The sequence below is a fragment of the Pseudoalteromonas sp. BZA4 genome, from assembly GCF_040104395.1.
Taxonomy (GTDB): domain Bacteria; phylum Pseudomonadota; class Gammaproteobacteria; order Enterobacterales; family Alteromonadaceae; genus Pseudoalteromonas.
Genome location: NZ_JBECOT010000003.1, coordinates 89,417 through 105,165, shown reverse-complemented (window position 1 = coordinate 105,165; position 15,749 = coordinate 89,417). Strand labels below are relative to the sequence as shown.

Below are 15,749 nucleotides of genomic sequence, written 5' to 3'. Positions count from 1 at the left end.
CGTAAGGCCGGCACCGCTGGCCTTTACAAGGAATTACCGTGTTTAGTAATCAACAAATAGAAACCCTTCCAAAGCATCAAACTATTCAATTCCAACCACTTGCTGATAATGCGATATGGCATGTACAACTAAATTGGTTGTTATTTTACGTGCCTTTAATGGCCGTGATCATTGCAGTACGGCACTTTAATCCAGCCATTAGCGAAGCCATTACTACACCTTGGCTTTTGGTTTTGCCATTGTTGGTAATACTGTCGATGGTTTTCAACCTTTACAGCGTTCGCGCTAAAGGGGTGGCAGTAAGAGAGCATGATATTGCCTTTAAGCGAGGTTTAATTTGGCAACAAATCACTTTATTGCCTATTTCTCGCGTGCAACACACCGAAATTCATCGCGGCCCAATTGAGCGAAAGTTAGGACTCGCAACACTCAGGCTTTACAGTGCGGGTGGCATGAGTGCTGATTTACATATCAGTGGGTTAACTGACGAACAATGCAATGATGTTCGCCAGTTCGTGCAAAGTTATGGTGATAATGCAGCAACTCAAGAAAATGAGCTTGCCGATGAGTGATCAACAATGGCAACGCGTGTCGCCATGGGCGCTACTGTATTTTATTGTTCACTTTGCACTGCGTTTCATAAAAGATGGGCTACTTAATTTACTGCCAATTTTGGTGTTATTTGTTACGCAAGTTGAGCAAAAGCTGTTTTGGGGGCAAATAGCTGTTGCCGTAGCCTCTTTAGTTTTAGTGCTGTATGCCTTTGCTTATTATCGTAATTTTAAATACCGCATAACAGATGGTCACGAAATACTGCTCAATAAAGGGGTATTCAAAAAAGAGCGGCTAACCCTAAAATTTGCTCGAGTACAGAACGTAAACATTGCCGAGCCTTTTTATTTTCAGCCGGTTAATTTGGTTAATTGTATTTTCGATGCTGCCGGTAGTAGTGCTCAAGAAGCTGTTATCCCGGGAGTAAAGCTTAGCTATGCTGAGCAAGTTCGTGAACAAGTTATGGAATTTAAGGCTCAGTTACAACAGCAAGAGCAGCTACCTGTTGAGCAGAGCGAAGCAGCAGATACGTTGAAAACCTTAACGATCAGCAATGCTGAAATTGCTAAGTTTGGTTTGATGTCGAACATGGCAATATTGGCATTGGCCGCACTTGCTCCATTTATGAATGTGATTTTTGAGTACCTCGAAAAAACTATCATAAACCGCCTAGAGGCCATACTGAATGAGCAAGCTGCTTTTGTTGGCAGCGCAGCTGCAATCGCTGTGTTAATTATGGTTGTTGCCATTGTTTTATGTGCCATTTTACTTTCTGTTGTCATGGCCTTAGTGCGCTTTTTTAACTTTCAGCTGTATTTTCAGGACGATAAGTTTAAGCGTGTGGCAGGTTTATTTGAGCGCCAGCAACTCTCGATCAGCGTGTCGAAAATTCAAAGTGTGCAAATCAAACAAAATATTATTGCTAGGCTCCTTAATCGCTATACCTTAATTTGCCCACAAGTGAGTAGTGGTGGTATGGCTGCTGGGGTTGCGGCACATAAAAATAAACAAACGTTAGTGATGCCAGTAATCACTAAAGAGCAAGTGCAAGCCGTGTGTGGCTGGTTATTTCCATGGTTTGTTGATTTAACAGAGCTTAACTTTATTAAGCCTGAGCGAGCTTTACTTTATAAAAATACGTTTTTCTATGTGATCCTACCTACTGTATTCTCTGCTTTAATTTTCAACGCTTTATTTGATACTGCTACGATGCTGTGGAGCATTGTCGTGGGCTTAGTTTTGATGATCGGTGTGTTTTTGAATTATCAAAAAACGGGTTTGGCTATGTATCAACATGACGGCCGTTTTTTTGCCGTATTTAAAACCGGCATGCTAGGTGTGCAGTATCGTGTTTTTGAAATCTATAAAGCACAAAGCGTCACCACAATAAGCACTTATTTAATGCGCCGATCACAGCTTAAAAGCTTGTATATACAACTGGCTTCTGGTTATGTATCAATGCCTTACTTAAAAGCGGAACTGGCTGAGCAGTTTGCTGATTTCGCCCTACATGAAATAGAAGGCGTTGAGCGGAACTGGTTTTAAATGAAAATAGTTCTCAATACCATTGATTCGTTTTAATATTGAGGTATACTAGCGCAACGTCAATAATCACGGGTGCGCAATGATTTATTTACTACCTATTTTAGCTATTTCAGGTGTTGTTGCCTTACTTTGTTATGCACGTTCGCAGCAGGAGTGTAAGGGCTTATGTGTGAGTGTTGCCGTTACAGCAATTGCTTTACTCGTAACCGCAGCTTTAGTCATTGCGGGACTCGGTGCATTAAGAAGTAGCCTGATGTTTGCCGTGACTATTTTTATTATTTATCAATTACTCGGTCTAGGGCGTGCTGACCCTTTATGATTAATTTTGCAGCAGTGTGTTTGGTATTTAGGCAAGGCAGAGCCTATGCAGTGTGGTTGTTCCACATAAATAGGCGATAACGCAGCATTAATGCCAAACACGCGCTGCCCTCCGGGTTCTTCCTAGGGGCGATTAACTCTTTGTTGCTCGATTTTTACTTAGCCCACTAGGTTACAAATCTCGCGCCGCGATTAAATCGCCCCTAGAGTGAACAAATTTCAATCAACAAGGGTCAACACGCCCTACAACCGCTCAAACTGGAGTAATTTCTTACACTTTTTAACTTCAGCCTTTTAAAAAAGCATCGCATACTAATTCTTAAATTAAGCAACTTGCTAATCAAGGATTGTGATGAAAAAAGCCCTGTTAACTGTGGCATTACTTGCTGCTAGCCACGCTTCAAGCCAAGAGACTTGGCAAACTATTCATACCGAGCACTTTAATGTGCATTTTAGTACTGAGAATCAGCAATGGGCCCGTTCAGCGGCAACAGAGCTTGAAATTGTTCGCGATAAGGTACTAAAACAGCAAAACCGTGCTCTTGATGAAGTGGTCGATGTTCTGGTTTTTGACCCATTTAACGCCTCCAATGGCTTTGCTTTGCCGGTGACTAACAAACCTCTAATGGCTTTGTTTACCACGCCTCCACAATCCGACACGGTGATTTCTAACACCGATGGTTGGCAGCAGTTATTAATTTTGCACGAATATATTCATTTGGTGCACCTTGCTCAGCCTACTCGAAGTGACGTGCGCCAAGCTATTCGTAATAGTTGGGATATTTACGACTTAGTTGAAGGCGAAATGCCGCGCTGGGCTGCTGAAGGGTATGCAACGCTGCTGGAGTCGAAAATGACAGGGCGGGGTCGTTTATACGATAACCTTTCAGAGGCAATACTGGTTGAATTTGCCCAGCAAGGTGCATTGCCACAATATAGCCAATTAAGTAGTACCGAAGGGGGCTATTTAGCTGGCTCAATGGCGTATTTAATGGGATCTCGCTTTCTTGCTTGGCTCGAAGAGAACTATTCAGCGCAAACCCTTGATGCAGTTTGGACGCGCATGCAAGCGGTTAAAGCGCGTGATTTTAATGAGGCCTTTAGCGGAGTATTTGGCGATTCACCTGAACGCCTCTACCGCCGTTTTATTGCAGAATATACTTATAAAGCAATGGCTAAAGAGGTAAGTGAGCAAACACTTACAAGTAAGCTTTGGTTGGATCTTGATCTATACGCCTCGAACCCTGTTTTAAGTTTAGATAACAGTAAGCTTGCCATTGTTGAGCGCAACAAAGATGACGAAACCCGCTTAGTCATTTATAGCACTGATGACAATCAACAGGCTGCTGATGATTTTGCGAAGCAGCAACAAGCGTTACTCGATGATGACCCTGCTGATATTGCAGATAAAGCCCCCAGTGTTTTTAAGCGTAAGCAAAAACATGTGCTTCACCAAATTAATAGGCAGGGTATAAAAAACCCGCAGTGGTTAGACGAAAATACATTGTTTTTCACCGCCACAACAACTGTTGCTAAAGGCTCAATTCAAGGTATTTCTGATCTATACCGCTATGATATTGATACAGGTAAAGTAACTGCATTAAGCCATCATGCAGGGCTGCGCCGCTTTAGTATCAGTGATAACGGGCAAACGGTTTATGCTGAGCAAACGAAGCATGGTTTCTCGGAGCTAGTGCGTTTTGATCTCAATACTGGTGTCGCTACGCCTTTATTTGAGAAAAGCCTAGAAACGGTTTATGACTATCCATCACTAAGCCCTAATAAAACGCAACTTGCCTATTTAAAAGCGACATTGAATGCTAATTGGCAGTTGTATATACAAGATTTAAGATCCCAAAAATCACTTACTGTACCAATGCCAGAGGGCTATCAGTATGCGTCACAACCTAATTGGCAAGCCAATGGCAAAGGGCTTTATTTTGTTGCCGGTAAAAATGCCGCTCTCGATTTATATCATTATGATCTACAAAGCAATTCACTACGCCAATTAACGCAAGGTCAAGAAGCTGTTGCACATCCAATGGCAATGAATAATGGTGAACTTTTGTATTTATCGATCACTGCAGAAGGGCCGAATATCAAGCATTTTATTGAGCAACCACAAGGGTTAGAGGTTGTTGAATTTGCTAAAAGTGCAGCGCCACCACGAGGTCAGGTAACGAGCGAAGTATTACCTGAGGCGAAAATCTACCCGCAAAGCCCAACTGAGCCAGCCGATTATGATATTTGGCAGCAAAAGCCGACTTTTTCGCTGGCATCTCAGTATTATTCGGCCTCATCTTCGCTGCTTACCCTTGGGGTCAAAAGTAACGACTTTTTAAAGCAGCTCGATTTACAAGCAGGCTACAGTGCTGATTTACATGACAAAGCATTGGAAGGGGTGTTCGCGGCCGCTAAGTACTCAGCGTTTGATTTAAAATTTAAAGCGCTGTTATTTAATTACGACCTTGAATCGGCAAAACAGTACCATTCACAAATACCGGTGAAGGTAAGTAATACTGGGGCGCATTTAGCCATGAGCTACCCTTTGCAGTTTCAGCAGCTTAGTATTACACCGAGTTTGAGCTATAACTACAGTGATTTTAGTAAGGGGGATGATCAATGGTTAACCCTTGGCCTTGAACAAAAGTGGCAATATGATAGACAGCGATATGGTTTTGCTCAGTCTATAAGTGCCCAGTGGTTATCCGGTGATGCTAACTCGAATAATTGGCAAGGCTATAACTTTGCCACCGTATTGAGCGGTTATGCTTTTGATATTCCTGTTTATGTTAATTTTGCACAGCAATATCGCGATGACAGTAGCCTTGCGCTTGGCGGTTATGAGTCAAACTTAATTAATAATGACACGCAAAGCGGCTTTGTTGTTGCCCCTGAGTTGCCGTTTATCAGTCAATCAGGTAACCGCTATAAAGGTTATGGCGGAGGTATTAGTTACAAAGATTCATTACCTTGGCTTTATTACCAACAGCATCAGGTCGATAACCGAGTTTATGCACAAAGTTACGGGCTAAAATGGCGGGGAGACTTTAGCTTTGGTATGGGGCCCGCAGGTTTGAACGATGTAAACCTTGATTTTGGCGTCGCCCGGGTAGAAGGCGACGACTTCGAAAATGATTTACGGGCTTGGCTAAGCTTCTATTACTCGTTATAGCCTAGTGTTGGTCTTTTAAGGCGAAAAGCTTGGCGTGATATAGCGCCAGTTTTTCGTCTTTATTTTCTATCTCAATGGCTTTTTCTAGCCATTCCTTACTGCTTTGTTCATTACCTTGCTGAAAACTAATAATCGCTAATTCTATATAGGGTTCAGATAAATAAGGGGCTAATGCAATAGCATCTTCAAGTTGTTGCTTTGCCTTGTAAAGCTTGCCATTGTTACGGGCGTTAATTGCCGTTGCTAGTAACTCGAATGGATCCTGCTCTAGCATCGCTAACTGTGAATTGAGCTGCTCTGCCAAAACCTGATCATTAAGTTGCTCGGCCAGCACTGCGTAATTTTGTAGTAAATTTGTATCGCTCAAGCCATGCTGCATTGCTGTTTGATAAATATGTTTTGCTCCAGCTAAATCACCCGCTTGGCGATGTAATACGGCAGCTAGATTATAAAGTAAGGGTGCATGTGGTGTGTATTCATTGGCTTTCAAAATGTAGCTGTAACTCAAATTGAATTGCTTTTTAGTTAAGGCCTCGCTTGCCAAGTTGCTGTAATAACGGCTAATTAAGTCTTTTAATTTAGCACGGCCTGAGTAAAAACTTCCACGAGCAGGGAAGTAATCAATTATTGTGCCTGGTGGCACCAAGTAATTATCGCCTTCACTCAAAGGAGCGTAGACTTTGGTGCGAAAATGGCCCGATACATACACTATGTTACTTTGTTTACTATAAACAGGCTCACTCGACACTGCCTGAAAGCCTGTTTGAAGTCCTGCCAGTTGAGCATAGGCATGGGTTAAAATTGCCAAGCTAATACAGTTACCTTGGCGACCTTGAAGAGTCTGCTGGGCATTGAGTGTGGCGCTAAAGTAATTAAAATTGGTGAGCTTATTTTCTAAATAGTGATATAGGATTTGGTCATCTCTTAAATCGCCACCTTGACGTTTGGTAAAATAATTAAGAAAACGTTTCTGCTCATCTGCAGGGAGCGTAAATAGTTCAGGGTCGCTAAGTTCAACGTGTTTAAAATGTGCTGCATTGAGTAAGCTGGCCACACTCGGTGGGGGCGTTGCTTGTTGTTTTGTACTCTTGCATCCAACTAAAAAAGCAATTAAAACAATCGCATATAAAATTGATTTCATGGCTTAACCCTCCTGAGCACTATTTCATCAATGTACCCAGATCACATTAATTATTCAAGTTAGTCGTTAGTGTCATCAGCTGTAAACAGCTTGTACGGATATCTTGCCAATAGACTGTTGTTTATTTTTTATTCTTTATTGCATTCTAAAGCGCTCTCATTACAATGCCGCGCTCTTTTAAATTGCTTTAAAAACAGGTGTTTACTGTAATTTTATGGGTGATTTATAAACTGCTAACTTATTAACTAAATTGTAACGAGAGAGGTCTGTTTTGGCGCACTTTTTGCCGATTATTTCATGCTTTATTTTAGCGTTTAGCTTTTATCCGCTTTTAAATAAGATCCGTAAAAATCGCAGTGTGTCGGGCGTTTCGCTGTTGATGATGAGCTTTGGTGTCGCGCAAAGTTTATATTTCATCACCTTTAACCTGTTTTTTCAGCGTTTTTACATGGTTTTGCCGTTTGTTGTTACCGGCATGCTAAGTGGTGTGATTCTTTACTACTTTGTTCGTTACAACGCTGCGCGAAAGCAACGCATGCAGCTAGCTGGGTTATTAGCCATGTCGGTCGTGCCTTTTGGTTTGTTGCTTAACCCTCATTATGAAACAGCAACGGTGCTTAACTGGCTAACCTATGTAGGTTTAGTCATGAGCTCTATTCGTGTTATGCCGCAGACTTATAAAACCATTAAAAGTGGTGATATTAGTAATTTAAGTGCGCGCTACTTTAGCCTACAGTTTGTTGCTGGAAGCTGCGGCCTCGCTGCCGAGCTTGCTATGGCGACACCGAGTGTGTCTCACATACTGACCTTTGTAATGATTCTACTGACTAATGCCGCTCAACTAGGGTGTATTCAGTATTATAAATCGCGCCCTGCAATGGCTTAAACTAAAAAACAAAAGGCTGCCAAGTGGCAGCCTTTTTTGTGTTGTTTTACTTATGCTTCGAGGGCTTTACTAATTAAGCGATCGATATATTGCTTATGGGCTTTAGCTGCGGTGTCTGCACCCCATGGTACGCTCATATCAGCAATTTGATTTAACTGATAAAGCGCGGCAGCTTTGGCTAGGTTATCGTGCTTGCTCGGTTTGCCTAAACCAGCAATCGCGATTAGCTGATTCACATATTCAACTTGTAGATTGTGACTTAGGGTATTTGCTTTTTTACTGTCTACAAAAATGCTTGCTGTTAAGTCATTCATAAATTGGTTAAGTGAATACTCGTTGCCATACATTGCACTGTCTGAAATACGTAGCATAACTGCTGGGTGCAACAACTGAGCAAGTACCAACTTTTGCATACCTAAAATCATGCCATGTGGTTTAGGGTCTTCGTTCTTACCATAATGATTAAAACCACGACGCTGCTGTAGCAGGTAGTTATACAGTGGCTGCATGCTAGCAAGCACATTTGGCGAGAATACTTTGTCGGCTAACACTTGCATTGCATGTTGCTGGCGCTCAAGTGGCACTGGCGTAAATGGTGCATCATTTTTGTCATCGCCCACCACATTACGTTCTACATAAACACCACCAATTTGACGAGATACCACGCCTGCTTGTGTTCTGTAGCTTCTAAATAAAATGTTCGCTGAGATAACTAGCTGCTGGTATGACTCACCATTAACCGTGGCATTGTCTTTAAGTTCAGTAAACAGCTTATTGATAAGTTCCATACGATCATCAGCATATGCGGCAGGGTTAGATGACATATCACCAATCATTACACGTGGGTCGATATGGCGGCCTGGGGCACGCATATCATCAGCATCATTACCAAAAGCTAAAGCATGCTCAGATGAGCGAGCGAGAATTTTTTCAAGGCGCTGCTGCTCAGCTGCTTTATCAGCCAATGCTTGGCTGTAGCCGTACTCAATCGCCCAATCATCGTAAGGGCCAGGTTTTGTTTGGAAGATATCACCTTGTTGCATGCCAATAGGGGCAATGTTTGCTGGTGCATAGTCCATAACTGAGCCCGTTACGATACCTTGCGTTTTACTCTTATCGTGAACTTCTTTTTCATCCCACAAAATAGATGATTTCATATTGTGGTTAAGACCTAGGGTATGGCCCACTTCGTGTAAAACTAGCTGAGTTAAGCCTTGGCGTAAAATCTCTTTGTCTTCAATGCTCGCACCTGTGCCTAAGCTTTTAGTAAGTAGCATGTTTTCTTGAATGCTGTGGCCCAGTGAGCAATGTAAATCTGTGCTGCTTTGGCTAGTTTCAAGCGTGGCTGCACCTTGAGTGTATAAGGTGTCGTACATCCAACGGTTTTTCATGAAAACGTACTCTAACATGATGTCAGAGCCTAAGATCTCACCTGTTAATGGGTTTGCAAGGGCAGGACCATAACCGCCAAATGGAGGGCGTGGTGATGCAGTCCAACGTAATACGTTGTAGTTAATATCGCCCGCATCCCAATCAGCGTCATCAGGTTGTACTTTTACTTCGATGGCATTTTTAAAGCCTGCTTTTTCAAATGAGCTATTCCATGCTAGTACTGCATCACGAATAGTGTCACGCCACTCAACCGGTGTGGTATTTTCAATCCACCAAGTAATCGGTTTAACTGGCTCAGACAGTGCCGCTGACGGGTCTTTCTTTTGCAAGTCCCAGCGCTTGATGACATCTTCATAAGGTGCCCAATCCGCTGATGTCATATTGTCGAATTCGTTAGTGAAATAACCAATACGCGCGTCATCTTGGCGAGCTTGATAATCATTTTTAGGTAGCGCGACAAATGAATGCTGTACTTTAATTGAAACGTTACGAGGATCGCTTACGGCTTTTGAACCTCGTACTGTTGGGTTAGCATTAGAAAATACATAATCCACCACAACATCTAGGTTATTTGGGTAAGGGCGCTGTTTAACGATTCGCGATTTTTTGTCGTTTAATTTACCAAGTTTAAAGCGCTTGCTGGCATTTTTATCTTTTGGGTTTGCCCAAGGTGACACTTTATGCAGTGCTTCACTTAAAAAGAGCTTATCAACTTTAAAAGCAATTTTACCGTCTTCTTCTTTTTCGATTTTAATACTCGCAAGGACAGCTTCGCTGATGTTGGCATCGGCAGAGCGTGCTAAGGCTGAGTTTTCATCAAATTTATAGCGCGGTGTTTTGCTAATAATATCAATGCGGTCAAAGTATTTACGAAACTCAATTAGCTTTGTCTCGCGATATGCCCCTCTGAAGTGGCCTGCGTCAGTCACACCATCGACGGTGTGAGCAAAGTACACAAATGGTGTATCAAGTTGAGATTGGTCGATCACCATTAAGTTGTCGCCCGTCTTCGCATCTTGGTAAATACTGAAAACACCGGCAAACTCGCTTTTATCTTTGATCATTTCAGCCAGTGTTTTTGGCTTCTTTTCTTCTTTCTTTGTTTCGGCGGCGTGGCCATTCATGGCAAACGCTAAGCTTAGTGCCAGCGCAATGTTTGTTATTTTCATTGTTAACTCGTTCCTTTAATTATTTCTCAATCAAGTTTAATGAATTAACCCCTTGATAAAAGGCTGTTTGTTAACAAGTGTGAAGGTGTTTTTGTAAGTTTTTGATATTAGGTGACTTTTGTTTGTAACAAATTGTTCTTAGATAAGTTTTGGTTTTTGTGTTGCCAATTTATCTGTTTTTGTAACAGTTCCTTACAAATGTCACATTAATGTTTCTGTCAGCTTTGGTATGATAGGGCCAGTGAAAATTTTATAGGTGTAAGTTATGCGCACAAGTTTATTAAAATGGATATTACCGTTTGTTGCATTAATCGTTGGTGTTGCTGGATTTAAGGCAATCAACGCGATTGCTCAAGAGCCTAAAGACAAGGATGTAGTTGATGTGCGTCCTTTAGTACAGGTTGAGCCAGTAGCAAGTGATGATCATCAAGTGATTATTAATAGTTACGGCGAAGTGAAACCGCTTGAAAGTACCTTACTTGCCTCGCAAGTGGCCGGTGAAGTTACAAGCTGGCATCCAAACTTTGTTGCTGGTGGGATTGTAGCTCGTGGTGAAGTGTTATTTACCATCGAAAAAGACAACTACGAAGCAGCTGTACTACAAGCTGAGGCGTCACTTGCTAGTGCTCAAGCGGCACTGATCGAAGAGCAAGCACAAGCTAAAGTGGCAGAGGATGAAGCAAGACGTTACCCAGAACGTGAGCGCACCGACTTATTCCTACGTAAACCTCAAGTTTTAAGTGCACAAGCTGCTGTTAAATCAGCGCAAGCGGCATTAAAACGTGCCGAGCGTGACCTTGCTCGCTGTGAGGTAAAAGCACCTTACGATGCGCTGGTGATCAGCCGTGAAATTGGTGTCGGCCAATACATTAATGTAGGCAGCCAAGTTGCTGAAATTAATAATATTGAAAGTGCGGAAATCATTGTACCAATTGCTGGTTTCGATAGTGTATTTTTGCCAAAACGCTTAAAAGGCGTAAAGGCGACCATTATCAATAAAGGCTTAAACAGCTTTACTCGTGAAGCCGAAATTGACCGTGACCTAGGCGTTGTTGACAACGCGACGCGTATGAGCAATTTAGTTGTTCGTGTTGATGACCCATACGGCTTAAAGCACGACGTACAACCTATTAAATTTGGTGCTTACGTACAAGTGAGCTTTGCCGGTGCAACACTACAAAACATCTACCGTTTACCACAGTCTTTAGTGAATAACCAAACGGTGTGGATTGTGAACGACGAGAATAAACTTGAACCACGTAAAGTAACCGTAGTGCGTGAAGAAGGTGAGTACTTCTACATTAGTGATGGCCTTGAAGTGAATGACCAGTTGGTTCTGACGCTGCCTGAGTACCCGCAAGAGGGTATGGAAGTGAAGGTTGCTGGAATGAAAGAAATGACAAGCGATGCAGAAACTGCAGCGGTTGAAAAGCTTTAAGGTAGCACTATGACTGATACAAACACAGAAAAACAGTCTGGCCTTATAGCTTATTTTGCCAATAACTCGGTCGCTGCTAACTTAATGATGGTGTTTATCATCATCATGGGGATCATTAGTTATTTCACTATTCAGCGCCAGATGTTCCCAAATGTTGAAATTAACTATATTGAAGTACAAGCCAATTATCCGGGGGCCTCACCACAGGAAATCGAAGAAAGTATTCTGATTAAAATTGAAGAGTCACTAAAAGATGTAACCGAGATTAAACGTGGTGTATATCGCTCATTTCGAAATAGTGGCCGTGCAAGTTTAGAGATCAACACTGATGCAGAACTTACTGATGTACTCGATAAAGTGAAGCTACGGGTAGACAGTATTGCGACTTTCCCTGCGGGAATGGAGCCGGTGACGATTAGTCAGGTTGAGTTTCGCCAAGATGTGATTGGTATGACGCTAGTAGGTGATATTCCACTTACTGAGTTAAAGCCAGTTGCAAATAAAATTGAAGATGAATTACTGCAATTATCCAATGTGTCACTGGTGCAAAACGATGTACCACTTGATGAAATTGCAATTGAAATTGACCCTGATTCACTACGTCAATACAACCTTACTTTAAGTGAGGTGGCAAGTGCAGTACGTCGTTACTCTGCGAATATCTCGGCAGGTCAACTACGTACTGACGCAGGTATTATCTCGGTACGTGTTGAAAATCAATACTACAGCGGTGATGAGTTCCGCCAGATCCCAGTAAAAATTGGTGCTAATGGCGCGAAAGTGCTGCTAAACGACATCGCTGTGATTAAAGACCAATTCACAGAAGGTGAGCGCTACTTTAAATTTAATGGTGAAAATGCCGTTTATTTATCAGTAAAAGCAACCAAAGAACAAAACATGATCCCGGTTGCTGATTCAGTTAAAGCGTTCATTGAGCAAAAGAATAAAGAGCTACCGGCGGGCCTGCGTCTTGAGCCATTAATGGACATGACTTACTACCTAAATGCCCGTTTAGACATGATGAAAAGCAACCTTTTCCAAGGGGCTATCTTGGTTGCCATTATGTTGTCTATCTTCTTACGCTTTAAGTTGGCACTTTGGGTAATGATTGGTTTACCTGTGTGTTTCTTAGGTGCAATGATGATGATGCCATTATTTGGTATCAGTATTAATATCGTGTCGTTATTTGCCTTTATTATGGTACTCGGGATCGTGGTCGATGATGCCATCGTCATAGGGGAAAGTGCCTACACCGAAATTGAGAAAAAAGGCGGTGGTGTTGTAAACGTAGTAAATGGCGCAAAACGCGTTGCTACCCCAGCAACATTTGGTGTTTTAACAACGATTGCTGTATTTGCACCATTTACACTATCAAGTGGCCCAGAGAGTGCATTTTTCTTCGGTATCGCCGTGGTGGTTATTCTGTGTCTGATATTCAGTTTGATTGAATCGAAACTTATTTTACCGGCACACATTGCCCATACTAAGTTTCCGCCAATTAATCAAAATAGTTGGCGAGCGCGTTTTAACAAACGTTTCTTTAACTTTGTAAATGGCCCATATAAGCGTTTTATTGAGCTGTGTGTGGAGTGGCGTTGGTTTGTGCTATTTGCGTTTATCGGTTTATTGATTTTGACATTTGGCTTAATTTCATCAAATCAAGTGCGTGTGGTACCAACACCAAAAGTACCTCATGACTTTCCGCAAATTCGTTTAGAAATGAATGAAAATGCCTCGGATATGCAAACGATTAATGCTATTCGTGAAATCGAAGCCATGGTTAACAAGGTAGACCAAGAGACAGAACGAGAATTTGGCCAAAAGCTAATTCGCGATATCTTAGTGTTCAACCAAGGTCGTACTGAAGCACAATTACTTGCTCCGCTGGTAGATGAAGAGCTTCGCCCGTATAACGCATTCGAATTATCTCGTCGTTGGCGTGAACAAATGCCAAGTATCCCAGGTGTGAAATCGCTGCAAATTTACGATGATGTAAATGGCGGTGGTATGGATGGTGAGTTTGGTTACTTACTTTACGGCCCAGATATCGATACCTTAAATGAGGCAGGTCGTCGTTTTATCCAACTACTACAACAGCAAAAAGGCTTATTTGATATTAGTTCGACTATCGATCCGGCGAGCAAAGAGGTGCAATTAAGCTTAAAACCTGTGGCATATGATCTAGGTTTAGACCTTGCCAACATTGCTAACCAAGTAGGCGCAAGCTTCTACGGTGGTGAAGCTCAGCGTGTTATTCGTCGCGGTGAAGAAGTGCGTGTTATGGTTCGTTACCCGAAACTAACACGTGAAGCGTTTGCATCATTAAAGCACGCTGTTATCACAACGCCTGCAGGCCAAGAGGTGATGCTGGGTGATGTTGTTGAACTGAACGAAAAACCAGGTATTAGCTATATTCGCCGTGAAGGTGGCTATCGTACTGTGTATATCTACGGCAGTATCGATGAAGAAGCGATTGAACCGGGTGAAGTGGTTAAGCAAGTGGACGAGAACTTATTACCGCAGTTAAAAGAGGAATACCCATCAGTTAAAACTGAGCTAGGTGGTTCTATTGAAGAACAACAAGCGCAAGCTAATGAGCAAATCATGTTCTTCATCGGCGGTATGATTTTAGTGTATATCTTGCTTGCAGTGCCGCTTAAGAGCTATTCGCAGCCTCTAATTGTTATGTCGGTTATTCCATTTAGCTTAACCGGTGCAATTTGGGGTCACTTCTGGTTTGGTCTAGATATTAGCTTGATGTCGGGCTTTGGCTTGATTGCTGCAGCGGGTGTTGTAATTAATGACTCGTTAGTTATGACCGACTTTGTAAACCAAGCACGCCGCGAAGGTATTTCAACTCGCGACGCAGTTATTGAAGCAGGTTGTGCGCGCTTTAGAGCAATCACCCTGACATCAATTACAACCTTTGCCGGTGTACTACCGATTATGTTCGAAACCAGCTTGCAAGCTAAGTTTGTAATTCCAATGGCAGTAGCACTTGGTTTTGCGGTTATGTTTGCAACTCTAATCACTTTAGTACTAGTACCTTGTTTGTATATTGTAATGAGTGATGTGGGTAATGGCTTCTTGAATGTATTCCGTGCAGGGCACCGAGTCGCGACCAGAAGAAAGCTAGCAAGGGATTAACAGCCCATTTGCGAAAAAGCCAGCCAAGAGGTTGGCTTTTTTGTACCTAACGCATTTGCTAGTAACTATTTGCTATATAAGACGTTTGGTTACATTCTTTTGTTTGATTTGTGATTCGGTCACGATTATACTCAGTTTTGTTTTTGGCAAACTAACTGAAAGGTTAGGACGCAAAGTTTCCGGTCTAAGGTTTTAAACTATGATAGCGGGACCGCTGATAAGCACATAATCTAGTGCTTTGGTTCACTTGCCTCAAACTAAAAGTATTTATTTTGTTCGGTTGTTAAATGCCTATTAGTTGTTCTTAGGGTGATATTTTGTTTATGCATACGTCAATGGCCTCCGGGAAGTGGTTGCCGATTGGTTGCTTAAATCATCATACCCAACTGTTTGTTGGAGATAGGGTGATTGTAACCTTTTATGACATGCAAGGAGAGCTAGTCGATTTATCATTCGAATACCCGATCAGCAGTTCCGATCAGGGTGAGCCTCATAATTGGCCACGTTCTGTTGCCGAGCATATAAACGTGCATGTTCCGCTGGTAAAAGCGGGCAAAATGACTGAACAAGGTTTAGTGGTTGCGTACCGTTCAAACCAAATTTATGCCCTTGAAGGCTCGGGCATTACGCATGTAAAAGTGGCGTTTAATTGCATCGCAAAATGTAAAGAGCGAGTGCAAGATAGTTTGCAAGATTATGACTATGTCTACCCACAAGCATGCAGCGATTACAGTGCAGGTGTTAAAGTACTGCAGCCAAAAACGGGCCATATTTATATGTGCAAACCGTGGCCATTTAGCGAGTTTTGTCGTGTTAAAGATTCACACAACCCGCTGTTTGAGCCAGGTGTAGGAAAAAGCTGGGCTATGGCTTGGCAGCAAGTATCGCATTAACAGTTTCCCCCTAAATGCTATTTTAGCATTGCTTAGCCCACTCAATTTGAGTGGGCTTTTTTAATACCAACCCGCAATAATACTTAATCATTT

10 protein-coding genes and 1 riboswitch are annotated in these 15,749 nt (G+C 42.3%); of the genes, 8 read left to right on the top strand and 2 right to left on the bottom strand.

The genetic code is table 11. The features are described 5' to 3' along the window. The first annotated feature begins 38 nt into the window (after window positions 1-38). From ABMY41_RS02420 to ABMY41_RS02405, 4 genes are all read left to right on the top strand, one after another. Window positions 39-572: a PH domain-containing protein gene (locus tag ABMY41_RS02420; RefSeq protein WP_175079641.1), complete on the top strand. Its 534-nt coding sequence runs from the start codon at window positions 39-41 to the stop codon at window positions 570-572. Continuing rightward, the gene (locus ABMY41_RS02415) at window positions 565-2,097 is read left to right on the top strand and encodes a PH domain-containing protein (protein ID WP_349274064.1); all 1,533 of its coding nucleotides are present in this window, start codon (window positions 565-567) and stop codon (window positions 2,095-2,097) included. The genes ABMY41_RS02420 and ABMY41_RS02415 overlap by 8 nt, the downstream gene beginning before the upstream one ends. A 79-nt stretch (window positions 2,098-2,176) precedes the next feature. Next, on the top strand, window positions 2,177-2,416 hold the full coding sequence (locus tag ABMY41_RS02410) for a hypothetical protein (RefSeq protein ID WP_158685563.1): 240 nt from the start codon (window positions 2,177-2,179) through the stop codon (window positions 2,414-2,416). A 351-nt stretch (window positions 2,417-2,767) separates the two neighbouring features. Next, entirely contained in the window at window positions 2,768-5,590 is a 2,823-nt protein-coding gene (locus ABMY41_RS02405) for a hypothetical protein (protein WP_349274062.1), read from the top strand. A 1-nt stretch (window position 5,591) separates the two neighbouring features. On the opposite strand, the gene ABMY41_RS02400 is transcribed toward ABMY41_RS02405, so the two are convergent. Continuing rightward, on the bottom strand, window positions 5,592-6,731 hold the full coding sequence (locus ABMY41_RS02400) for a hypothetical protein (RefSeq protein WP_287244367.1): 1,140 nt from the start codon (window positions 6,729-6,731) through the stop codon (window positions 5,592-5,594). A 271-nt stretch (window positions 6,732-7,002) separates the two neighbouring features. On the opposite strand from ABMY41_RS02400, the gene ABMY41_RS02395 reads away from it, so the two are divergent. Next, entirely contained in the window at window positions 7,003-7,617 is a 615-nt protein-coding gene (locus ABMY41_RS02395) for a PQ-loop domain-containing transporter (RefSeq protein ID WP_062566326.1), read from the top strand. 50 nt (window positions 7,618-7,667) lie between these two features. On the opposite strand, the gene ABMY41_RS02390 is transcribed toward ABMY41_RS02395, so the two are convergent. Next, window positions 7,668-10,178: a zinc-dependent metalloprotease gene (locus ABMY41_RS02390; RefSeq protein WP_349274060.1), complete on the bottom strand. Its 2,511-nt coding sequence runs from the start codon at window positions 10,176-10,178 to the stop codon at window positions 7,668-7,670. A gap of 265 nt (window positions 10,179-10,443) precedes the next feature. Here ABMY41_RS02390 and ABMY41_RS02385 point away from each other — a divergent pair, with 265 nt between their 5' ends. The 3 genes from ABMY41_RS02385 to ABMY41_RS02375 all read left to right on the top strand — a co-directional run bounded on the left by ABMY41_RS02385 (window position 10,444) and on the right by ABMY41_RS02375 (window position 15,656). Beyond that, a complete protein-coding gene (locus ABMY41_RS02385) occupies window positions 10,444-11,616 on the top strand; it encodes an efflux RND transporter periplasmic adaptor subunit (protein ID WP_054562957.1) in 1,173 nt (390 codons plus the stop codon). Between the two features lie 9 nt (window positions 11,617-11,625). Continuing rightward, entirely contained in the window at window positions 11,626-14,763 is a 3,138-nt protein-coding gene (locus ABMY41_RS02380; RefSeq protein ID WP_175080684.1) for an efflux RND transporter permease subunit, read from the top strand. 135 nt (window positions 14,764-14,898) lie between these two features. Further along, window positions 14,899-14,982: riboswitch (cyclic di-GMP riboswitch) on the top strand. A gap of 104 nt (window positions 14,983-15,086) precedes the next feature. Then, on the top strand, window positions 15,087-15,656 hold the full coding sequence (locus ABMY41_RS02375) for a hypothetical protein (protein ID WP_055020585.1): 570 nt from the start codon (window positions 15,087-15,089) through the stop codon (window positions 15,654-15,656). Window positions 15,657-15,749 lie beyond the last annotated feature (93 nt).